General features: G+C 38.2%; 21 protein-coding genes and 1 pseudogene. 8 read left to right on the top strand and 14 right to left on the bottom strand.

What is annotated here, in order from left to right; all coding sequences use genetic code 11:
- Position 1: 1 nt before the first annotated feature.
- The 8 genes from J7R07_RS02695 to J7R07_RS02660 all read right to left on the bottom strand — a co-directional run bounded on the left by J7R07_RS02695 (position 2) and on the right by J7R07_RS02660 (position 3,523).
- A complete protein-coding gene (locus J7R07_RS02695) occupies positions 2-310 on the bottom strand; it encodes a VirB3 family type IV secretion system protein (protein WP_208435405.1) in 309 nt (102 codons plus the stop codon).
- Between the two features lie 13 nt (positions 311-323).
- Entirely contained in the window at positions 324-632 is a 309-nt protein-coding gene (locus J7R07_RS02690; protein WP_208435404.1) for a conjugal transfer protein, read from the bottom strand.
- A 211-nt stretch (positions 633-843) separates the two neighbouring features.
- Complete coding sequence (locus J7R07_RS02685) at positions 844-1,095, bottom strand: conjugal transfer protein (RefSeq protein WP_208435403.1); 252 nt, start codon at positions 1,093-1,095, stop codon at positions 844-846.
- Between the two features lie 137 nt (positions 1,096-1,232).
- Entirely contained in the window at positions 1,233-1,547 is a 315-nt protein-coding gene (gene trwL, locus J7R07_RS02680) for a VirB2 family type IV secretion system major pilin TrwL (protein ID WP_208435402.1), read from the bottom strand.
- Positions 1,548-1,704: 157 nt separating this feature from the next.
- The gene (gene trwL, locus J7R07_RS02675; RefSeq protein ID WP_208435401.1) at positions 1,705-2,019 is read right to left on the bottom strand and encodes a VirB2 family type IV secretion system major pilin TrwL; all 315 of its coding nucleotides are present in this window, start codon (positions 2,017-2,019) and stop codon (positions 1,705-1,707) included.
- Positions 2,020-2,153: 134 nt separating this feature from the next.
- The gene (gene trwL, locus J7R07_RS02670; protein WP_208435400.1) at positions 2,154-2,468 is read right to left on the bottom strand and encodes a VirB2 family type IV secretion system major pilin TrwL; all 315 of its coding nucleotides are present in this window, start codon (positions 2,466-2,468) and stop codon (positions 2,154-2,156) included.
- Positions 2,434-2,730: a KorA family transcriptional regulator gene (gene korA / locus J7R07_RS02665; RefSeq protein WP_208435399.1), complete on the bottom strand. Its 297-nt coding sequence runs from the start codon at positions 2,728-2,730 to the stop codon at positions 2,434-2,436. The genes trwL (J7R07_RS02670) and korA overlap by 35 nt, the downstream gene beginning before the upstream one ends.
- A 127-nt stretch (positions 2,731-2,857) precedes the next feature.
- A complete protein-coding gene (locus J7R07_RS02660; protein ID WP_208435398.1) occupies positions 2,858-3,523 on the bottom strand; it encodes a lysozyme family protein in 666 nt (221 codons plus the stop codon).
- Between the two features lie 724 nt (positions 3,524-4,247).
- Here J7R07_RS02660 and J7R07_RS02655 point away from each other — a divergent pair.
- Complete coding sequence (locus tag J7R07_RS02655; protein ID WP_208435397.1) at positions 4,248-4,535, top strand: H-NS histone family protein; 288 nt, start codon at positions 4,248-4,250, stop codon at positions 4,533-4,535.
- A gap of 916 nt (positions 4,536-5,451) precedes the next feature.
- Here J7R07_RS02655 and J7R07_RS02650 read toward each other — a convergent pair.
- A complete protein-coding gene (locus J7R07_RS02650; RefSeq protein WP_208435396.1) occupies positions 5,452-6,714 on the bottom strand; it encodes a ubiquinone biosynthesis hydroxylase in 1,263 nt (420 codons plus the stop codon).
- A 466-nt stretch (positions 6,715-7,180) separates the two neighbouring features.
- Here J7R07_RS02650 and J7R07_RS02645 point away from each other — a divergent pair, with 466 nt between their 5' ends.
- The 7 genes and pseudogenes from J7R07_RS02645 to J7R07_RS02615 all read left to right on the top strand — a co-directional run.
- Entirely contained in the window at positions 7,181-9,619 is a 2,439-nt protein-coding gene (locus tag J7R07_RS02645; protein ID WP_208435395.1) for an FtsK/SpoIIIE family DNA translocase, read from the top strand.
- A gap of 116 nt (positions 9,620-9,735) precedes the next feature.
- Complete coding sequence (locus J7R07_RS02640; RefSeq protein WP_208435394.1) at positions 9,736-10,344, top strand: LolA family protein; 609 nt, start codon at positions 9,736-9,738, stop codon at positions 10,342-10,344.
- 30 nt (positions 10,345-10,374) lie between these two features.
- Positions 10,375-11,190, top strand: coding sequence for an exodeoxyribonuclease III (locus tag J7R07_RS02635; RefSeq protein WP_208435393.1), 816 nt, complete (start codon positions 10,375-10,377; stop codon positions 11,188-11,190).
- Positions 11,191-11,249: 59 nt separating this feature from the next.
- Positions 11,250-12,797: an efflux transporter outer membrane subunit gene (locus J7R07_RS02630; protein ID WP_208435392.1), complete on the top strand. Its 1,548-nt coding sequence runs from the start codon at positions 11,250-11,252 to the stop codon at positions 12,795-12,797.
- Positions 12,794-14,020, top strand: a complete 1,227-nt coding sequence (locus J7R07_RS02625) for an efflux RND transporter periplasmic adaptor subunit (RefSeq protein WP_208435391.1) — start codon at positions 12,794-12,796, stop codon at positions 14,018-14,020. Before J7R07_RS02630 ends, J7R07_RS02625 begins: the two co-directional genes overlap by 4 nt.
- Before the next feature lie 3 nt (positions 14,021-14,023).
- Positions 14,024-16,012: a MacB family efflux pump subunit gene (locus tag J7R07_RS02620; protein ID WP_208435390.1), complete on the top strand. Its 1,989-nt coding sequence runs from the start codon at positions 14,024-14,026 to the stop codon at positions 16,010-16,012.
- A 703-nt stretch (positions 16,013-16,715) separates the two neighbouring features.
- A pseudogene (locus J7R07_RS02615) lies at positions 16,716-17,287 on the top strand (type ISP restriction/modification enzyme); the annotation flags it as partial.
- A gap of 395 nt (positions 17,288-17,682) precedes the next feature.
- Here J7R07_RS02615 and J7R07_RS02610 read toward each other — a convergent pair.
- The 5 genes from J7R07_RS02610 to acs all read right to left on the bottom strand — a co-directional run bounded on the left by J7R07_RS02610 (position 17,683) and on the right by acs (position 22,434).
- Complete coding sequence (locus tag J7R07_RS02610; protein ID WP_208435389.1) at positions 17,683-18,357, bottom strand: YdcF family protein; 675 nt, start codon at positions 18,355-18,357, stop codon at positions 17,683-17,685.
- A 4-nt stretch (positions 18,358-18,361) separates the two neighbouring features.
- On the bottom strand, positions 18,362-19,315 hold the full coding sequence (locus J7R07_RS02605; RefSeq protein ID WP_208435388.1) for a cell division protein FtsX: 954 nt from the start codon (positions 19,313-19,315) through the stop codon (positions 18,362-18,364).
- Positions 19,308-19,967 carry a cell division ATP-binding protein FtsE gene (gene ftsE / locus J7R07_RS02600; protein WP_208435387.1) on the bottom strand — a complete coding sequence of 220 codons (660 nt, stop codon included), beginning with the start codon at positions 19,965-19,967 and terminating at the stop codon, positions 19,308-19,310. The genes J7R07_RS02605 and ftsE overlap by 8 nt, the downstream gene beginning before the upstream one ends.
- A gap of 331 nt (positions 19,968-20,298) precedes the next feature.
- The gene (locus J7R07_RS02595) at positions 20,299-20,460 is read right to left on the bottom strand and encodes a hypothetical protein (protein WP_208435386.1); all 162 of its coding nucleotides are present in this window, start codon (positions 20,458-20,460) and stop codon (positions 20,299-20,301) included.
- A gap of 15 nt (positions 20,461-20,475) precedes the next feature.
- Complete coding sequence (acs, locus tag J7R07_RS02590) at positions 20,476-22,434, bottom strand: acetate--CoA ligase (RefSeq protein ID WP_208435385.1); 1,959 nt, start codon at positions 22,432-22,434, stop codon at positions 20,476-20,478.
- Positions 22,435-23,432: the final 998 nt, after the last annotated feature.

The raw sequence follows: 23,432 nt of genomic DNA, 5'->3' as shown, positions 1-23,432 counted from the left end.
CTTATCTCCTTTTACGGTAGTTAGAGGGACTGTAACTTGAGGCACCCCAAAAGCTCTTGTTACGGTTGCGAAATTTGCTATCGATCCACAACCACCAAACCCGAAATGCTTTATCATCATTCTTAGTAATTTGTGCCATAATAAACCATAACGGCAACGCAATAAACCACAAAAAGATATTTATTGTCATGGCAACAGCAGCCACACTCACGGCCATAATTATGAGCGGCATCATTGGCACACCCCAAATTGTTGGAACACGAGTTGCCCCCTTAAATAAGGGGAATGTTTTATGTTCTTGTGGTTTCATCAGAAGCTCCAATTTAAGTAATATGAAACAAGATCGTGCTAATGTAAAATGCTGCACTCGCCATAATAACACTGAATGCCCACCGTAAAAACGTGGCTTTCGAGATGAGGCGAAATGCATAAATAAGCAATAGGAAGAAAAGAATAACAGCACCTGCAATAGGAACAAGCAGGCTAAGTCCATACTGCAAGCCCAGGAACAAATCTATTTTACTCATTTTTTCTTGAGCATATGCAAATTGGGTTGTTAAAACAGTTAGAACACTCAAAACGGCAATAATTTTAATGCTAACTTTTGCTTGAAGGGTATTAAAGCATCTCATATTCTATTCTCATTATAATTGAAGTTGTCATAAATAATGTCTGTTTATTTGTAGCATAGATAAAATCCATAACTGCTCTATCTAAAACAAAATGTATAAAAACATTACATTTTAAAAATATTTTGTATTACACAAGCTTTGCAATAATTAACAATTAGAATTTAATAATGTAACGTTAAATCAACGCGCAAACCCGTGACACCAACACAGATTATCTATTGTATGGCATAGTCCTTTTAATATAATGCCCTAAATAACCAATCACTAAACACAAAAGTATAACAGTGATAGTAATAAGGATAGTTATAGAAATTCCTATTTGCAGAACATCTAAAGCTCTTTTAGCATTTTCTAGGATGTTTGAAGCATATAAAGAACCACCCATAAAAAACACAGCCAAAACTGCAGCAATTATATTACTCCTGCTGTTATTTTTTGATTGGAAATTACTTAACTGTTTCATATTGCTCAGCCTCATTAAATTTAATTGGCACGAACAAGCCTTTTCTGCAAGACAATAAAAACTCTCACCGATCAGAATAAAATAGGGACTCTTGCCTGCATGAAAATACTCTATATTAAATACTTGACACCTTATCCTTAGTTATTTTTGAACAACAAATTAGCAATTTCGACCGCAGATCCTGCAATGACAACGCCAATTGCCCACCGTACGAATGTATCTTTTTCGATATAACGTCCTGCGTAACCAATTGCTAAGCATAAAAGTATCACAGCAGCAGCAACAGGGATAATCAAAATCAATTGCTCTCTAAAGGTATTTAAAACCCTTCTTGCATTTTCTAACCCCCCTTGTTGGGCATACACAGCAGATGGTATAAACGCAATCATCATTGCAGTTACTGCAATGACTACATTATTAAACACCATCTGAAAAATACTTACTTTTCTCATATTGTTTATCCTAATCCAGATTAAAGTTGACACGAACAGGTCTCCTTGTTTCGGTACAAACAACCCTTTTGCCGATATACATGAGTCTGTATAAAACAACTGGAACACACAACATCCCTTGAATAAGAAGAGATATTACACACTTTCTGATTTATACTCATGGCTTGAACAATACGTTGGCAATTTCAACTGCAGATCCTGCAATGACAACGCCAATTGCCCACCGTACGAATGTATCTTTTTCGATATAACGCCCTGCGTAACCAATTGCTAAACACAAAAGTATCACAGCAGCGGCAATAGGAACAATTATATTCAATTCATCTCTGATTTTTTTTAAAATATTTCCTGCTTTAGTTAAATTCTGCGCCTGAGCACATAAAGGATGAGTCATAAAAAACGCCATGGCCATAGTAACAGTTCTCACGAACCTACCACCAACTATTGTTCGAAAAATACTTAATTGTTCCATGTAACTACCCCAATTTAAGTTATAACTTGACACGAATAACCCTTCTGTTCCAATGTAAACAAAATCCTGATTGATATGGATAAAACACTAAAATCTAGGTTTTTCTTTTTGCACGGCCTTTAAATAATCCATTTTCATCTCGTGAATAATAAATTAGCAATTTCAGCTGCTGATCCAGCAATGACAACACCGATTGCCCACCGTACAAAAGTATCCTTTTCAATATAACGCCCAGCATAACCAATTGCTAAGCACAAAAGGATCACAGCAGCAGCAATAGGAATAATTGTACCCAATTCTGTTTTGAATTTATCTAAAATACCCCTTACTTTAGTTAAATCCTGTGCTTGGGCACATACAGGATGAGCCATAAAAAACGTAGTGACAGCTACAACAGTTTCAATAATCCTATTATTAACTGCTGCTAGAAGAATATTTGATTGTTTCATGTTTTTCGCCCTGATTAAGTTTAAAACTGCCATAAACAACTCCTCTTTCATGAAGAAACTTAAAGAGATATTTCGGATCAGCCCAAGTCCTTAATTTCCCTCTTTGTGTGAGAAGCGTATACTTACTGGGACTGCCGGTTATCGGATCATCTGCAACAAACGTAAAATACCACTCTCTTTCTGAACACATCACAACCGTAATTTCACGTGCTGCCTTTTGGTTAAATGCCATATCGACACTATTTTGTTCTATCATTTTCATTGTTTCCGCCCTTAATTAGAAAAAACTATCCAATCTTATACTAACTAGAGCTTTAATATTTCTTTATCTACCTTCCATTCCTATATCCTATCAAAATCATGGTTCCAATCCGTAAACGCAATAAGCATCATTCCTGTTGTTTTCCTAATGAAGAAGCACTTTCCGTTGTGAAAGCATCATGAACACCACTTGCTTTATGCATAAATACATCTACCAACTCTTCTGGAGAGGTGGAAAGAGATTCTATTTCAATCTCCGGTCTCGACTCTCCTGTACGAAGTTTTAAAGTATCTTGTGACTCCCCCTCTAAAATCACAGAATCTTTTGGATTTTTTACTCGGATACGGGAAATGACCCTCCGCATATAGGCAGCACTAAAACCACTTTCGGAATTTCCCGCGTTATAAAAATCTACCACATTTTGCAATGCAGCTTGTTCAAAATCATACCCCGATGCTATTTGCTCATAACAACGCGACAAAGCAGTACGTACCATTTTAAGACTTTTGCAAGGATCAAACATATCAGAGAAAGAGATACCAAATTGTTGCATATTTTCGACACCAATTCTTCTTAATTTTACGTCAAAATTATGACTACTCTGCTTAAACAGATTAGCTATTACACCTGCTTCTTTAGAGATGGATGCTTGATGCAATAACCCATGATCATTATTCACACCTACCGTATGAACATCATCTTGGGCCCCTTGCATAACGGAAACTGAAGACAATACAAAATATACAGCAGACACGTATACAACAGTAAACATCACAAAATTTGGAACAGTCATGAGCAACACACCCGATGATGAAAAATTCTATTAATGTAAATGCTGAGTCTGCATGATCTCTTTGGTTGTTGCTCTACTGCATCTCTATAGATTCGCACAGTAAAATTGCCCAGCTTAGAATATCTGTTACGATCATAGATCTGACTTTTAACATACGCCAATATCTGACCGATTGGATAAACATGTGGAACAAAATAAAAACCAGTACTATAGTCATCATGTTTGCAGAAAGGAAAACTACTTTTAAACAATAACCTCCTTAAGATAGCTTTGGAGGCCAATTGTCTTATGTAATTTCCTGATTGCCTAAACCCTTTAGAAGAATATAGATATGAAGCAGAAACCCACCGTATAAGGGAGCATTTCTTCCTGTTAGAATAAAACGCGCCACTATTATGCAGAGAGGGCTTGTTCTTTGTCACGTATTGCCATAACTTATAGAGTGGCGATTTGTATTCATTTCTGTCCGCTGATTCACAGGATTCAGGGGAGTGTAGGGATTTTTTTACACCCTGGTTCCCAATTTCAACGGTCAAATTGAAAAAGGATATGATTGTGACAACCGAGACACAAACAAACAATTCTTCGTGGTTCAAAACACATCTCCATCAGAGCGATATATTCGTCATAATTTTAATTTCGATAATAAATAGGCAAAACTTGTATATAAATATGTTCAAAATATGGCAAAGCACAATTCTTTTTTGCAAGGGGAGTAATTAAGGTGAATGATCTCAAAAATATGAATTTTGATGAGTTACGAGAGATGCGTGCCCAAATCGATGTGGAATTAAAGAAACGGCAGGCAAAAGAGAAGCAAAACGCACGGCGGAAAATTCTTGAAATTGCTAGTGCACATGGAATTGATATTGCTGATCTTGTGAACAAAGAGCGTCATTATAGAAACCCCAATAACCAATGGGAATTGTGGAATGGGCGTGGGCGTAGACCTAAATGGATTAAAGAATGGTTGGAGAATGGCTATACGCTTGAAGAACTAGAAGTTACATAATACGTATCCAATATTTGCAAGAGGTAAGGAATAGCAAGAAATATGAATTTAAGAAGTGTGTTCTTGTGCGTTATTTGATGTATAAAAAACTGATGTATTAAAATATTGATTGGTCAAATAAAGTCATAAAAAGCACAACAAATTCGCTCAAATACAACGAGGAATATATCGCCATAAGAGCTGCTTCTTTTTTTATTTGTTCACTCAAAATATTGCGACTGTTTTCCTATTAAGGACATATATGAGAAACATTTTTACCCTTTTTATATGTCATTTCCTCTTGCAACGTGCAAGGGAATGGTTTTTATTGCATTATCAAAAAGGATTGAAATCAACAATTTACTATATTCGCGTATATAATTCGATATGTAAAATCGATAAATTACCGTTGTAAATAAATATAGGCAGATGCATGTTTTTATATTTCTGAAATACTGCTTCGTTATGAGTCGGGTGCTTTTATGGATTTAGGTCTGGTCTTTCGCTTTTAAAACTATACGTAAATCATCATATTTTATTTTTTATGGTTCCTGTGATTCTGATGAGAAGGTATTTTAGAAAATAAAATTTTTTGTGTCTAATATGAGTCTGCATATAATTTTGCAACACATTTTGAAGTATTTTTTATCAAATTTTATTATCTGTATAAATGAGCTTGAAAAGTACATTGAAAATAAAAATGTGAAGTAGTTTTTTAGGTACTGTCTGTTTTTTTTGTGTATGGGAAGTCGTAGGTTTCTATATACTAGTTGTTACATAGTGTGATGGTAAGGGTATTGATAACTTTATTGTGTATTATAACGGATTCTCTTAAAATCTTGTCATTTCAAATTAAACAAAAAGCTTCTTTTTATGTAAAAGAGTCCTAACTTTATGACTGCAAAAAGTGAAACCGTGCGATTTTTATTCATTTTTCTTAAATTGGGAATCCGTGGAGCAGACGTGGAGCGTTAGGAGTGAGTCCAGAAGCCTCCTGAATAAGATATTTTTTTACCTTTGGTGCTTGATTGACAATGCCAAGACCAGTATCACGGAGCATTCGTAAGAAGAGATTGTCATTAGAAAAAAGTTTATTAAGCCAGTCATTACTTAAAGCCATACGCACAGTTTCAAAACGTCTCCAGCTTTGGTAGCGTTCCAGGGCTGTAAGGGACCCGATATCAAGACCTAATCGTGCTGTTTCGATAATAACTTCGGCAAGTGCAGCGCTATCACGTAGTCCTAAATTGAGTCCTTGCCCTGCGATAGGATGGATTGTGTGGGCAGCATCGCCAACAAGAGCAAAACGAGGTTTGACGCAGTGACGTGTTAAAGAAAGACTCAAGGGAAAGGCTTGACGCTCACCATTCCAAGAGATTTTTCCAAACCGATGACCAATGCGTTTTTCGAGTTCTGTTTCAAAAATAAAGGCATCAGCTTTGAGGTAATATTGTGCAGTTTTATGGTATTCATTCCATACAATAGCAGATCGATTGCCTTTGAGAGGGAGAAGAGCGAAAGGTCCAGAAGGTAAGAAATGTTGAGTCGCTTGTCCATGATGAGGTTTTTCATGTTCAATCGTGCAAATAATTGCTGTTTGTTTATAGGGATGAGAAAACTTTTTAAGGCCTGCTTTTTCACGTAATTTTGAATGTGCCCCGTCGGCTGCAATGAGCAATTTTGTTTGCCAAATATCTTCGTTGCTTAAAGTGACAGTTGTCTGTCTGTCTTCTTGGTGAAAATCAACAACATGCATGTTCGCAATAACAGCGATATCAAGATCTTTTATACGTTTTTTTAAAATGTTGATGAGCTCTCTGTGTTCCACCATAGCAGCAAAAGGCTCATTGGGGGTAACATTCCCTTCAAAGGTTAAAAAAATTGGTTTGACTGGATCATTTATGCATGAATCCGTGATGATCATGGAATGAATGGGTTGGGCATGGGGTTTTATATGTTCCCAACAGTGCAATTGTTTTAACATACGAATAGAAGCAGCAGAAAGGGCAATGGTGCGTATATTGGAAGCGGGGATATCTTCTTGAGGAGCAGCATCAACGATATTAATTTTCAGTTCAGGGGCTGATTGCTTAAGTGCTATTGCCAATGTTAGACCAACAACTGCCCCCCCAGCAATGAGAAGATCGCATTGTTTTATATTTTTATTGGTTTTTTCACTTTTATTAGGATCAGAATACACAATACTTCATTCCATTGTTTGTAGCTTGTTTGTTCTTAAACAGGATATCTTTCTTTAACGTGCCCTTTTATACAATATCTTGGCTTTCTCTTTGCTCTAAAAAACAAGACTCTTCGGCTTTCCTGAATCTCTAAAACAGGGAGACTTTGGTTTATTTCTCCTGATAACCTCATGTAATTTCCTTCATAGCTTCACTGAGTAAATCTTGTCTTGAACATTTTGTTTAACTTTACACTTCTATACTTGTATACTTAGTTGTTGCAAAATAAAACTGAAATTAAACAGTAATGACATTCTACTTTTGATGATGCATGAATGCGTCTTCGTATCATCCTTTTGAAGGGTAATGTTTTATAACACTTCAGATAAGAAGTTGTATGAATGTGATGGTTAAAACTGTGTTAATATTTTGCAGTCATAATTTTACAACTCTTTCAGGCGAAAATTTTTTATTTGGAATTAATGGATGCACCAAAATTCTTCTTCTTATGATTCATTAGAAGCGCAAAAATCTTATAGCTCACGGCTTATGGAAATGTTTTTGCGCCAGATTGGTGTTTTCATTGGGCTTGGGCTTTTGGGCTTCGTTGTTTTTTGCGTTTTTGCTCTGGCGACTTGGAATGTTGCGGATCCATCCTTAACCCATGCAAATACAAATAAGATTACAAACTCTATGGGGTGGCCAGGGGCAATTTTTTCAGATTTTGTCATGCAATTTTTTGGTTTAGCAAGTCTTGGGGTTTTATTGCCGCTCCTATTTTGGTCGTTTCTTTTGTTGGCACAAAAGGATATCCACAATTTGATTTTTCGCCTTTTTTTATGGGTGGTATCCACAGTTTGTTTTTTAATTTCTTTTGCCCTTATGACACCTATTGCTTCTTTTACGTATTGGCCATTGCCGATGGGTTTGGGAGGCGTTTTGGGAGATAAGGTTTTAAGTGCTGCTTATTTCATCTGTCCTGTTTCCCTTTCTCCATTTCAGAATGTGCTCTTGAGTATACCTTTTATCCTTTTAAGTTTTTTCATGGCTGCTTTTGCGGGCAATGTTGTATGGCGACGGCGGCAGACAAAGAAAAGCAAAGTAAAAAATGTCCAGAAGTACGAAAACATTGATCCAATTTTTGAAATGTCAGAAGATACGGAATATGCTGCAGAAGAAGTTCAGCACAGTTTTTTTGTTACAACTCTTGGAGCCATTTTACATCTTTTTTATTTTTTACAAGCGCGATTTTTTCGCTTTTTCTCTTTCAAAATGCGCTCTCAGAGAAAAGAAAAATCATTTGATCGCATTGAACCCGTTTTCTTTGATGAAACAATCCAACGTCAGGAATATCAAGAGAAGGCACCCATTTCTCCTGTTAAAAAGCGTGCTTTGAAATCTTTAACGGCTTCTTCGAATGGTGGTTTCCTTTTGCCGCTTTTGGATTATCTTTCGGTGCCACCTCCAGCAGCAAGAGATACAAGGCTTTCTCCTACGGCCTTAAAAGCGAATTCTCAAGAACTTGAGGGTGTTTTGTTAGATTTTGGTGTTAAGGGAAAAATTATTGATGCGCGTCCTGGTCCGGTGGTGACTTTGTATGAATTGGAACCAGCTGCCGGTATTAAGTCTTCTCGTATTATTGGTTTGGCAGATGATATTGCGCGTTCAATGCGTGCGATTTCAGCGCGTGTTGCTGTGGTGCCAGGACGTAATGTGATTGGAATAGAACTGCCCAATACAAAGCGCGAGATGGTTTATTTACGGGAAATGTTGCAGGCCCAAGAATTTATAGACAATAAAGCAAAACTAGGACTTGCTTTGGGTAAGACAATAGGTGGTGAAACAGTTATCGCAGATTTAGCAAAAATGCCGCATCTTTTGGTCGCAGGGACAACAGGATCAGGAAAATCTGTTGCTATTAATACGATGATTTTATCGCTTCTTTATCGCATGACACCTGAACAATGCCGTCTCATCATGGTGGATCCGAAAATGCTTGAACTTTCGGTTTATGATGGTATTCCCCATTTGTTAACACCCGTGGTGACAGATCCTAAAAAAGCAGTGATTGCGTTGAAATGGGCTGTTCGTGAAATGGAAGAGCGTTACAGTAAAATGTCAAAACTTGGCGTTCGCAATATTGATGGGTTTAACGCACGTCTCAAGGAGGCAGAAAGTCAGGGTGAGACAATAGTGCGTACAATTCAAGTCGGGTTTGATCATGAGACCGGTGAGCCTCTTTATGAGACGGAAACACTTGATTTTAGTCCTATGCCTTATATCGTTGTTATTATTGATGAAATGGCTGATTTGATGATGGTTGCTGGCAAAGATATTGAGGGAGCAGTTCAACGTTTAGCACAAATGGCACGTGCTGCCGGTATTCATGTGATTATGGCGACCCAGCGTCCTTCGGTGGATGTGATTACCGGAACGATTAAAGCCAATTTTCCGACACGTATTTCTTTTTCTGTGAGTTCAAAAATCGATAGCCGAACAATTCTTGGTGAACAGGGTGCTGAGCAATTATTGGGACAAGGAGATATGCTTTTCATGATGGGAGGAGGGCGTATCCAGCGTGTTCATGGACCTTTTGTGGCTGATGATGAAGTGGAGCAGGTTGTGGTACATCTCAAAGCACAAGCATTGCCCGATTATTTGGAAACCATTACCCAGGAGATTGCAGAAAATAATACGGATATTTCTTTGGCTTCTCCTGCAGCAGATGATCCTTATAGCCAAGCTGTCGCACTTGTTCTGCGCGATCGTAAGGCTTCAACCTCTTATATTCAGCGTCGTTTAGGTATTGGATATAACCGTGCTGCTTCACTGATTGAGCGGATGGAAGAGGAAGGTATTATTAGTGCGGCAAATCATGCAGGGAAACGAGAAATTTTAGTCCCTGCTGAGGAAGAACGCTTTTAAAATAAAATCTTTGTATAGCCGTTTCAAACAATGTCTTTATCTTTTAGAAAAAGATGTTTATTCACCATTTGATACTTAATAATAAGATAATTACGTATCGTTTTGGAGTATTTTTTATGAAAACGTTTTTTATACTGCAAAAAAGAGTCTTTAGATTTGTAGGAATTATTGTCTTTTTCTGTTTAATTTTTCCGGCTTTTTCACAATCATCCAATAAAATGACAAGGGCGCAGAATATTATTAATCAATTTGCGGCAATTAAAACAATGACAGGTGATTTTATTCAGTCTAGTCCAAAGAGAAAAATATCTCAGGGAACGTTTTATTTAGAGCGCCCAGGGAAGATTCGTTTTGTTTACAAAAAAATGCCTTTACAGATTATTGCAGATGGTCAATTTGTAGGAATTAACAATCGTGCGTTAAATACTTGGAATTTTTCACAGCTTTCTCAAACGCCTATGAAATTTCTGTTAGATGATAAAATTAATATATCATCCGGGCGTTTATTGGCATTTCGTGAAGATCCAGAAGTGGTGACGATTGTTCTGCGTGATACAAATATTGGAACAGGGCAAATAAGAATGGTTTTTGATTCTAAAAGCGCCACTTTACGTCAGTGGACAATTGTTGATCAACAAAATTTGGAAACCACTGTTCAAATTATGAATGTACGCACGGGTGTTCGGTTTGTTGATGGAATGTTCACACTTCCCTCGAAAAAATAATACATTGTTACAACATTGGAAGTAAAACAGATGTTTTTTCGTGTTGCGACTTGGAATATTAACTCTATCCGTTTACGTCTTACACAGGTTTTTCAATATTTGGAGCTATTTTCTGTGGATATTTTGTGTCTACAGGAGACAAAATGTCCAGATGCTTTATTTCCAGTTGAGGCTTTTGAAGCAGCTGGATATAAATATGTCGCACTCTGTGGACAAAAAGCTTACAACGGTGTAGCAATTATTTCACGTTTACCTTTTAAGAGTGTTGAAAAACGCTCCTTTTGTCAAAAACAAGATTGTCGTTACATTTCAGCGGTTGTTGAAGTTTTTGGTAGAAATATAAAGATTCATAATTTTTATGTTCCCGCTGGGGGTGATGTGCCTGACGCTGATGTGAATGAAAAATTCCGTCATAAACTTGATTTTTTAGAAGAAATGTCTTCTATCCGTGCTGATCAGGGAAATGGTCTTTCTTCTCTTTTACTGGGTGATTTGAATATTGCTCCTTTGGTAGAGGATGTTTGGTCTCATCAGCAATTGTTAAAGGTTGTAAGTCATACACCCATTGAAACTGGGCGTTTACAGGCTTTATGTTGTCAAGGTGGATGGGTTGATCTGATGCGTATGCATATTCCTGTTCCTACCAAGCTTTATACATGGTGGAGTTATCGTGCACGCGATTGGGAGCTTGCTGATCGTGGGAGGCGGCTTGACCATATTTGGTCTTCTCCCGATTTAGCACCTTTTGTTTTGGATCTTTCAATTTTTCGTGCTGCTCGAGGGTGGAATCAGCCTTCAGATCATGTTCCAGTACAAACTGTATTTGATTTTTCATGTCAAGTTTGAAATAAGAAGTAAATTAAGTATTAATAATATTACTGATTCTAAAAAATGCAGGAGATTAAATGTATATAAGAAATCTTAAAGGGGTTACTTATAATAAAATACTCTGTAGTATTTTCCTGTGTTTTTTTATATTATCAGGATGTATGGTTGGTCCTAATTACCAGAAAACATATTTTAGTGTTCCAAAAGGTTGGGGAGAACAAACTACGCAGAATACTGGGCGTTCGGTTGTGCTTGCGGGATGGTGGCGTAGTTTCAATGATCCTATTTTAAATATATTAATGGATTATGCGATTTCTGGAAATAATAATGTTGCTATTGCAAAAGCAAGGATTCGCGAGGCACGCGCGAATTTAGGGCAAACAAGAGGCTCTCTTTTCCCAAGTATAGCAAGTACAGTTTCAGTAAATCGTAATGGCTATCTGGAACCTCATCAGATTTCAGGTTTCATTGCAACAAATCGTGCCGGAACTGAAGAAGTTCGTCATGTTTTAAGCCAATATACAACACAATATAATAGTGGTTTTGATGCGATTTGGGAGTTGGATTTTTTTGGTGGACGTAAGCGAGCAGTTGAAGCTGCACGTTATGGTTTTGAAGCGTCTGTGGAAGAGATGCGTGCTATCATGGTGACGCTGTTAGGGGATATTGCAGCAAATTATATTCAACTACGTGGTTGGCAACAAAAGTTATTCATTGTACAGCAAATTGCTCTATCACAGCGTAAAACATATGATTTAATGCGTACCAAATTACAAGCTGGTGATGTTTCGGAGCTTGATGTTTCAAATGCGCAAGCGCAAGTGGCGAATACAGAAGCGGATATATCACAGATGGAATCCAATTTGGCCACCAGCATTCATCGCCTTTCCGTCTTAACGGGTCGTGTACCTATGGCTTTAAAGAATCTTTTGCAAAAAAATGTAAAAAATGTAAAAATTCCGCAACCGAAGTGGCCAATATCAGCGGGAATTCCAGCCGATATTTTGTTAACACGCCCAGATTTACGACGGGCAGAGCGTCAATATGCACAAGCAACAGCGCGGATCGGTCAACGTGAAGCAGATTTCTATCCGTCACTTACTTTAACCGGTAGTCTTTCATCAGCAACAGAGACAATTCATCGATTGTGGAAGATCCCAACAATGACTTGGGCGCTGACACCTGATCTTCGTTTTCCCTTTTTTCGTGGAGGACAAATTGCTGCTTCCATTGCAGTAGCGCGTGCACAGCGCGATCAAGCCTTTATTGCTTATCGGACTGCTGTATTAGAAGCTTTAGAAGAAGTAGAAAATGCGCTTGTAAAATTGACTAAAGAACATCAACGTTTGGAAAAGCTTATCGTAGCAAATAAAGCTTTTCTGCATTCTTTACAACTTTCACGCAAACTTTTTGAAAATGGAAATACGAGCTTCCTTGAATTGTTAAATGCTGATCGTTCCTATTATTCTGCACAAATGGCGCTTGAAGATAGCCGCATTGCTTTTGTCACGCAATATGTTGCGCTGATGAAAGCGTTGGGTGGTGGTTGGGATGGTAAAGTTGATGTGTCTCGCCCTGAAGTCGTTGATGGTATATCCCGTTCGCGGACAAAGGTAAGGCAATGAAAAAAGGCTGTCTAAAAAATTTTATTACAAAACGCAAAAAGCTTTTCCTATTTTTAACTGCTCTCTTTCTTATTATCTTATTCTTATGGATGCGCTCTGCTTTTTTTGGGACATCATCACCCACTTATATGACTGCGGTGGTTAAGCGTGGTGATATCGAGGAAAGTGTTTTAGCTTCTGGTCTTGTGCGTCCTTATCGATTGGTTGCTGTTGGTGCGCGTGCAACAGGACGTGTGATTTCTATGCGTGTTTTTCCTGGCAGTGTTGTTAAAGAAGGGGATCTTTTGGCAGAAATTGATCCCACAGATCAGGAAAATGATCTAAGAAGAAAAAAAGCGGCATTGTCTCACTTTTATGCAAGTCTTATAGAACATCAAGCCTATCTTACTCTTGCACAAAAGAATTTAAACCGTCAAAAAGAAATGATAAAATTACGCGCCATTTCACGGGCGAATCTTGATGAGGCTGCAGCCCAAGTGAAAATACGCGAGGCGCAAATTACACAGCTTCGTCAGCAGATTATACAAGCACAGATTGATGTGAACAGTGCAGAAGTCAATCTAGGTTACACTCGAGTAACTGCTCCTTCAGCGGGAACAGTTTTAGCAACCGTTGTAGAAGAAGGGCAAAATGTTAATGCGGTCCAATCGGCACCAACAATTGTTATTTTAGGTGATTTGTCAAAAATGACAATAAAAGCACAAATTTCAGAAGCTGATGTTCTTAAAGTTCAGCCTGGGCAACCGCTTTATTTTACGGTTTTGGGTAATTCACAGCGCCGTTATGAGGGTGTTTTAGAAAGGGTAGAACCGGCTCCTGAATCAATTCGTGCTGATGTGAGTATTAATCCCGGTACGGGAGGAAGTTCTAATACTCTCATGTCATCGGCTATCTATTATAGTGGAATTGTACATGTTGATAATGCGGACAATTTTTTGCGGACTTATATGACTGCGCAAGTTCATATTATCTTAGGACGTGCCCAAAATGTTTTATTGGTTCCAAGTGATGCTTTACGCGATGAGACAAAAGAACGGAAAGCGTGGGTTTCTGTTTTAGAGGGGAAAAACAAAGTGGTTGCTAAGCAGGTGACCATTGGGCTTAATAACAGAGTGATGGCAGAAGTTGTTTCAGGGCTTGAAGAGGGTGAAGTGGTTATAACGGGCTCACAGGATGGAGGGATGCCAGATATTCCCTATGAACATAGCGAAGATGAGAGCTAAAGCATGAAAGCAAAGCAAGCAGATGCTGTCCTCGTGTTGGAAGATGTTGTGCGCATATTTCCTGCTGGTGAAACATTTTTTACTGTTTTGAAAAACATGAATCTCACCATTAAGCGTGGTGAAATGGTGGCGATTGTGGGAGCTTCCGGTTCAGGAAAATCCACCTTGATGAATATTCTAGGCTGCCTGGATCGACCAAATTCTGGTCGTTATTTGATTTCAGGAAGAGAAACAGCTACCCTTTCTGCTGATGAATTGTCAGCTTTGCGGCGCAATCATTTTGGATTTATTTTTCAGCGCTATCATTTATTGAATGAATTAACAGCGCTTGGCAATGTAGAAATTCCAGCTATTTATGCAGGGTGTGCACCAGATTTAAGAAAAAAACGTGCAGAGGATCTTCTAAAGCGTTTAGGTATGGGTGATCGAATAAATCATTATCCAAATCAACTTTCGGGGGGGCAGCAGCAACGTGTTTCTATTGCCCGTGCCCTGATGAATAATGCAGAGGTTATTCTGGCGGATGAACCAACCGGTGCATTGGACAAACAAAGTGGTCAAGAAGTGTTGCGTATTTTGGATGAGCTTCATCAAGAAGGGCGCACCATTGTCATTGTAACGCACGATATGCAGGTAGCTGAAAGAGCAGAGCGTATTATTGAAATCAGTGATGGGGAAATTATTGCTAACAATGTGTCAAAGGTTGCAAAAAAAAGGCCTGAGAGCATACTTCTTCATGAAAAACAAAATCTGAAAGATCCCAAGTTACTCAGTTTTTTTCGTTCTTTTGTAGAGCATTTTCGTGAATCGTTTGTCATGGCTTTGTTGGCAATGAATGCGCACCGCATGCGAACTTTTTTAACAATGCTTGGAGTGATTATCGGTATTGGAGCGATTATTGCTATGGTGGCTTTGGGAAATGGTACGCGAGAAAAGATATTGGAAAATTTTAAAAGTTTAGGCTCCAATACATTAACAATTTTTCCAGGAAAAAGCTTTTCTGATCCACAAGCAGAGAAAATAACAAGCCTTGTTGAAGCGGATGCAGAGGCTTTGTCAAAGTTGCCCTATGTTTCTGGTGTAACACCGCAACTTTCTGTAAAATCGAAAGTGCGATTTGGCTCAATTGAAGTGAATACTGTGGTTGTAGGGGTGGGAGAACAGTTCTTTCAAACACAGGGGCTTACCGCTGTTGAGGGGCAGTTATTTGATCAAAAAAGTGTGCGTAATCGGGCGGTTGATCTCGTGGTCGAAAAGGATGCAATTCCTATTCTTTTTCCTCATAGCCGTAAGAGCCCTCTTGGAAAAGTCGTACATGTGGGGAATGTTCCCGCGCGTATTGTCGGTGTTGTGGACCCCAAAAATCAGGCAAATGGGGGTGTATCAAATACGTTGCAAATTTATTTACCCTATACAACGGTGCAAACGCGTTTCCTTGGAACAACACAGGTACGGGCAATTATGGTGAAGATTGCCGATAATATCGATTCACATTTGGCGGAGACTATGGTAAAAAGATTTTTAAGTATGCGGCATGGTGGGGAAGATTTTTTCATTAGAAATTCAGAATTCTTTCGTGAGCGTATCATGGAAAGTACCCATATCTTAACGCTTTTAGTGTCTTCTATTGCAGCTATTTCATTGATTGTCGGTGGGATTGGGGTGATGAACATTATGCTGGTCACTGTTTCTGAGCGGGTTAATGAAATTGGGGTGCGTATGGCAGTGGGGGCGCGTCAGAGTGATATTTTGCAGCAATTTCTCATTGAAGCAATTTTGGTTTGTGTGATTGGTGGAGGTTTGGGAATCCTCTTTGGCTTTTCTATTGGTGGTTTGTTTTTACTCTTTAAGGCACCTATCCACCTGGTTTATACAATTGATTCAATCATCCTATCCCTTACTTTTTCCACTCTTATTGGGATATGTTTTGGCTTTTCACCAGCGCGGCAAGCTTCAAGATTGGATCCTGTTGTCGCACTTTCGCGTGATTAAGCATCAATCATTATAATAGATAGGGGTATTGTTACGCGATCCACTTGGATAAAGTGTTTATGGAGTAAAACACGGATAGGAAAGGTTTCGTATTCTTCGTGGTTTTATCTTAGAAGATGCTTTATTCGCTAGGTGGAGCGTGCTTTGTATCTTCACATTAAAGAATAAGTTTTTACGGCACAACCTATCATGAATAATTTTTTGTCGTGTTTTTTCGCTATACAAACTACAATATGTAGTAACTTTAGGACTTTAACCTATTAACCTCGAAGTAGGAGGGAGAGTGGAGAGGTATCTATTGGCACACGAGATAATGGAGAAGCAAGTTTAAACAAAAAACGACTTATATCCAAAAAAATAAACTGGTATACGAGGTGTGTTAACCTATAGAGTTTTTCTTTTCCTTTTGTTTATTCGTGAATCGGTTCTTTTTCTTACAGGTTGGATGGCAAAGGGAGGGGCGCTCGTATGAGTAAAGTTTAGTTTGGGAGTCTTGATAGCTTGATGCGATGGAGCTACAGATTCACACGAAGTTCCAGTTTCTTATGAAGGGCTAGGTGAGTACACTTATAGGCTTATAATACTGGGAATGGTAATTGCTTCATTTATTATTATGTGTATCGGTAGAGCTGGAGATTAATTTTACGATATACTTTGTTGCATTGTCTTCCTCTTGAGTATGAGATTAAACTATTTTCAATTTGAGGATTATCGTGCACGTTATGCGCATAATTTGTCTAAAGAATTGCAGCGAATTCCAACAGTTAAAAAAATAGAGGATTTTTGGGCTTTTGTGACAGTAGGGTGAAAGCTTGGTGATTTGTATAGGAATTATGAAGAGGTTGAGCCCTATCCCGTTATTTATAAAAAGGGTGATCCAAGAACTTGGATGATTTCTGATGAAGTGAGTTTTTACCGTGTTGAAGCGATGAAATTTGTGGGTAAGTGTGGTGTTCTTGATAAAAGCACTGTGGTTTATAATGCGAATAACACAATGTAGAATATTCCTCTTGAAGCTTATGAGTATGTGGTCAGTGGTAGACCTGTTCTTGAATGGGTGATGGAGCGGCAGGTGGTCAAAACGGATAAAGTGCGCGGTATCGTTAATGATGCTAATCGCTATGCTGTTGAGACAGTGGGGAACCCAGCCTATCCTCTGGAATTGTTTCAACGGATTATTACAGTAAGCTTAGAAACAATAAAAATTGTGCATAGTCTCTCCCAAAATTGGAAGTGCGAGAGACTGAAAATGTTCAGTTATCCGTTGTGCCGTAAAAGAACGTCTTTTGAAGCACAGTGGTAAAACACCACTCTTTAGAGCGGTAGTAATAGAAGGCTTTTAAAGTTTCTATATAAGGTATTTTACTAGAATGTGTGAGGTGTGCACAGATAAATGCCTTGATTTGTAAAGGGTAATTTACCATTATTCAATTTGAATAAGAACCTTGGATATCTTAGTTTTCTCATTTTTAGACTGCTTATCTTGAAGCAATCAGGACCATTCTTTTGTACATCATAGGTAGGGTTGGTGTTTGAGTCCTGAAAATAATACCTTTTATGAACATCCCCTTATGAACATTCTCAAGTGTTTTTTGCAATATTGGATTGGTAAAGAACGACGGTGTTGCTTATCTTATGGCAAATTTTTTAGAAAATGAGGAAGGGAAAACTCAGAATACGGTCCTTATGTAGACGTGGATGGTTTTGATATATTGGAATGCAAGAATGCGCATTTGATTGAGTTGTTGTATCGTGCTTTCATTGCCACTCTTTTTAACGGGATAAGCAATGAAAGTAATGTCAGGCATGAGATATTTCAGTTCACGCAAAGAGCGCCACATGTGGTAATCGTGGGTGACGATATAAAGTGTTTTATAGTGGTGTTTTTTGATCCAAGCGGCACTTTCTTCAGCGTTACCTTTTGTGTTGGTCGCTTGATATCCGATATCAACGCAACAGGTGAAAAGCTGTGGGGTAATATGCGTACTATACATAAGATTTTTCAAATTGGTTGTTGTGTTAACACCCGTGATCAAGAGCCGCGCACCAAGCCCCTTTTGTAAGAGACTGAGCCCTTTTTCTATCCGGTTTTCTCCCCCTGTAAGAACAATGATTGCATCTGCTTTTGATAAAGTGTTTGGTGGTTGAAGTCGTTCGGTTTTTTCAGAAAAAATAACAAAACCGATACAAAAAAATAGAACAACTGTTAAAAGAAAAAATACTATCGATGAAAAATAGCGAAACACGCAACAAAAATTCCATAAATTACCTGTGGCATATTTTTTCAGGGAATGCTCTTGATTGTCTTGCATCAGTGACTGAGAATTTTGTGAGTCGTGAATCATACAATTAAAATAAACCGTTTTCACATTGATCAATTTTTTTAAGTTGTGCTAAAATAGTCATGTGGTTTGTAAGCATGGTAAGAAAAGAAACGAAAAAAATAAGGCCAATGATTTTTCCATAAGGAATGGAACTTATGGAAAAATGCCCAAACAAAGCAGTGATTTGGCTGGCTTCCACTCTCCCTATGTTATAGTTGGTCCAAAGGATAAAAACAGCAAACAGAAGTGCGCTTGCAATACCGCCATATAATGCACCCCGCAGCGCAGTTTTAAAAAAATGCCAGTCAAATTGGCGTGCAATGAAAAGCATTTCAGTCCCCAGAAAGTATAACACATTGATGATATGTGCATTTTCTGCCAATGCATTGCGTGTGGCAAAGATAACCGTGAGAACCAATGAACCTAGAACCAATATTAAAATTGAGAAGCCAATGAAAACAGTGGTGTGGGCCATTGTTGTAAAACGATTTATCCAAATACGGTGATCATCAAATTGGCCTCCTGGAATTCGTGTTTTAATGGCGTGATTGATTGCATGAAAGTTGATCTCTTCATTCTCTTTCAGTGTTACGATGATAAGGCGGGGAATAGGCAATTCATTTAAGCTTAAACCCTTTCCAAGCCAAGGTTCAAGCAATTTTTCAGTGGCTGTTTGGTCAACAATTATGGCATCGTCTATACCGTTAAATGTTTTAACCAATTGAACCGCATCATGAAGGGATTTTTCGATATCCACATTTTCAACGGGGCGTATTTGAATGGTAGCTTCATAGCTAATTTGACTGCTCCAGTTACGCGCTGCACGCTGTACTAAATCAACACTGATCAATGTGAGGCTTGAAAGAAATGTCATAATAGCAATCACTGCAATCAGTGCTTGCCCGGAAATGTTCCCACTGGGAATAATTGCAGTTGTATTTTTTTTATCGCGTGGAAAAATGGAGAAAGACTTATTCATGAATTGTCATCCGTCCGTTATGGAGAAGCATCCGTCGTGCTGCAACTTGTTCCATCAAGGCGATATCATGGGTGGCAATGATGACAGCCGTTCCAAAACGGTTTAATTCAATAAACAAGCGGAGCAGACGTTTTGCCAAAGGTGGATCAACGTTTCCTGTTGGTTCATCAGCAAGCAAAATTTCCGGTTGATCAATGAGCGCGCGGGCAATTGCTACTCTTTGTTTCTCTCCACCTGAAAGAACAGGGGGTAAAACATGAATATGGTCTCCAAGACCTACCCAACAGAGAAGATCTTCTACTTCACTGCGATAGGTTGCTTCTTCTTGTCCCTTAATGCGTAATGGTAGAGAGACATTTTCGTAGGTGGTCATGTGATCAAGAAGACGAAAGTCTTGAAAAACAACACCAATACGTCGCCGAAGTGCAGGGAGCTCTTGTCGTTTGAGCAGTGCTGTATCGTTTCCAAAGAGATCAATATGGCCGCGGGTGGGTTTGAGTGCCAAAAACATCAGACGCATCAACGATGTCTTACCTGCACCAGAGGCACCCGTGAGAAATTGAAAGGATCCAGGAGGAATATGAAAGCTAATATCACGAAGGACTTCTGGTCCCATTCCATAGCGCAAACCAACATTTTCAAAATGAATCACTTTTTGTTACCACTTCTGTTGTTCTCTTGCATCATTATAAGGACTTTTGCTTTTATTCTTTTAGGCTCTTGGTTGGGGTCATATCCCACGGTTCTTAAAATATTTTTTTCTTTCACCATTTTTCGTTTGTTATTAAAAAATATTGTGTGTAGTATCTTGAATTACCCTCTTTCCTTGTTTTTCTTTGTTTATGAGTTTAGCAGGAATTCTGAGGTCATTCTAGCATAAACATAAAAACCGTTGCTTCCGTTTTTTTGCTTAGGAGTGATCTTTTTCGTTTGGTGATTGGTAAAAAAATACTTTATATTGATAACTCTATCCCTACTACAATTCATGTTCCACAGCTTTGATCTTTAATCATTTCTTGTTTGCCTATGGAGAAAAAGTGTCTATTTTCAGGGTATTGTAAAGCTTCTTTCGCTTTTCCCTTTTTTGGGTCGGTGACTGTAGCAAAAATGTCAAAATCATTTTTTAGCGGAAAGGCTAAAGCCACCGATGGTATTCTGCGTTAAACTGTGGCTTCTTTATTTTGGCGATTAGCAATAAGATCATCAACGACTTGTGGTTCGGCAAGTGTTGAAGTATCTCCTAGATTGTCAAAATTATTTTCAGCAATTTTGCGTAAAATACGTCTCATAATTTTTCCCGATCGCGTTTTGGGGAGCTGAGGAGCAAACTGAATTTGATCCAATGTGGCAATGGAGCCTATCTCTTTTCTTACATGCTTGATAAGGTCTTTTTGCAACTCTTCACTCACGGATGTTCCTTCCATTAAGGTGACGAAACTATAAATTCCCTGTCCTTTAATGGGATGAGGGTAACCAACAACAGCGGCTTCTGAAACAGCAGGATGAGAAACAAGCGTTGATTCAATTTCTGCTGTCCCTAGCCGGTGCCCAGAAACATTGAGAATATCATCCACCCGTCCCGTAATCCAATAATAGCCATCGCTATCGCGTCTACAACCATCGCCTGTAAAATATTTTCCTTTATAGGTGGAAAAATAGGTTTGAATAAAGCGTTCATGGTCATTATAGAGGGTGCGCATTTGTCCAGGCCATGAGTCAATGATGCAGAGATTGCCTTCTGTTGCTCCTTCCTGAGCATTTCCTTGCTCATCTATGATTTGAAGTTGAACCCCAAAGAAAGGACGTGTTGCTGAACCTGCTTTGAGCTTTGTTGCTCCGGGCAAGGGGGTAATTATATGCCCTCCTGTTTCGGTCTGCCACCATGTATCAAGAATAGGACAACGGTCATTTCCAACCGTGTGGTAAAACCATTCCCATGCTTCTGGATTAATTGGTTCGCCCACGGTGCCTAAAAGGCGCAAAGATGTTCTCTCAGAGCGCTCAACAAATGCATTTCCCGCACCCATTAAGGTGCGAATGGCTGTGGGTGCTGTGTAGAGCGTGTTCACTTGGTGTTTATCAACAATTTCCCAAAACCTGCTTTTATCGGGAAAAGCTGGTGTCCCTTCAAACATTAAAGTGGTCGCTGCGTTGCATAAAGGGCCATAAATCAAGTAAGAATGACCCGTAATCCAGCCAATATCAGCAGTACACCAGTAAATTTCACCAGGATGATAATCAAAAACATATTTATGGGTCATAGATACGTAAATAAGGTAACCAGCTGTTGTATGCAAAACACCTTTGGGTTTTCCTATGGAGCCGGAGGTGTAAAGAATAAAAAGTGGATCTTCTGCATTCATTTTTTCTACCGGGCAATCCGTTGCGGTATGAGGCATTTCCTCGTGGTACCAAAAATCACGTCCTTCTACCCAATTAATTGGTTCGCAGGTACGGCGTATGACCATGACTTGGTCCACATGCATATTCTGATGAGCTGCTCTTTCAATCGCTTGGTCAACATTGTCTTTTAAGTTAACCCGTTTTCCACCACGCAAGCCCTGATCAGCGGTAATGATGAAGGTCGATTCACAGTCAACAATGCGTCCTGCTATCGCTTCAGGAGAAAAGCCAGCAAAAATCACCGAATGAATGGCACCAATGCGGGCGCAAGCAAGCATGGCATAGGCTGCTTCGGGGATCATGGTTAGGTAAATGATGACTTTGTCACCTTTTTTGACACCGTGATTCTTTAAAATATTGGCAAAACGGCAAACATGTTCATAAAGTTCATTATAGGTTATTTTTTTATCATGATAAGGATTATCTCCCTCCCAAATCAGAGCGATTTTGTCTCCATGGGTTTTTAAGTGGCGGTCAATGCAGTTATAGGCAACATTTGTTATTCCATCCTCGTACCATTGAATCGATACATCACCGTCAAAAGAAGTATTTTTTACTTTTGTAAAAGGTTTAAACCATTCAATACATTGACCCTGTTTCGCCCAGAAGCTTTCTGGATCATTAATACTCTCATGATACCACTGGAGATAAGTCTCTTCATCGATTAAAGCATTTTTTTTGATATACTCTTGTATTGGATAAATTTTTTCAGACATATGTTCCCTCTTTTAATTTTTTTTAGAAAAATCAATCCTTGTCATTTTATGCTTTGGCAGAGTTTTTCCAATTTTTTTCTTAAATGAAAATCTTCATTTTGAGGTTAGACTAAATTACAAAGATTAGAATAGTCAATTTTTAAATTCTGATGCAATTATATTTAAGAGAGTATTTTTATGCTCTTTTAGGGTGCTTAAATGTGACAAAGTATAGTATAAACTTTTTATAAGCACATAAGAAAATGAGAGTTTTTCAATAGTCTAAAAAAGGAGGATAAAGGTGCTTTCCCTCTTTAAATGTTTTTTATTTTATACTCTCTTATTTTAAAAATTAAGATATTCATATAGACTTAAAATATTTACACAAACTATCAGAAAGGAAAAACAGAATTCCTCCCAATAATCCTGTTGTGATAGAGAACTTCCAACTCAGACCATAGAATACTTTGGCAATAGTGGCATAGAGAGAGACAAATAGAACAAACATGCAAAACATTCTTACGGTTTTAGAATGCACCTCCAATATAAAATATTTCTCACAAGTTGATATAAACCAATATAGTTAAATGAAAAATTCATAAGAAAGAATATAGATCTTATTAATAATGCTTCTTTTAGAGAAGATTTCCAACTGTAATCAATAAATTTACAGTAAAATATATTAAACCAAAAAAACTGTTGCTATAAGCGATGCAATAAGTTTATCAGTAAAATATGTCATAACGAAATACAATTTATAATATACACTTATAAAATATAATTATCTATAAAGTATGTATAAATCATAGTTATATACAATACAATTTAGATATTTTTTCGAAAATACTTACAAATTATTATTTTCAGAGATATCTTTATACGTTATTTGTTTTCAATGAGAACCAAAATTCCCAAACTTTCTGGACAAAGCCCACAAGAACACCTCTTCAAAAACCTTGGAGGCTAGCTGAGACTACACCTGATACTTCTCTAGCCACACCACCTATAAATACTTCGTC

The organism is Bartonella phoceensis, from assembly GCF_902825145.1.
GTDB lineage: Bacteria > Pseudomonadota > Alphaproteobacteria > Rhizobiales > Rhizobiaceae > Bartonella > Bartonella phoceensis.
Note: the sequence above shows the minus strand (reverse complement) of the source record. Positions and strands in the feature narration are given on the sequence as shown.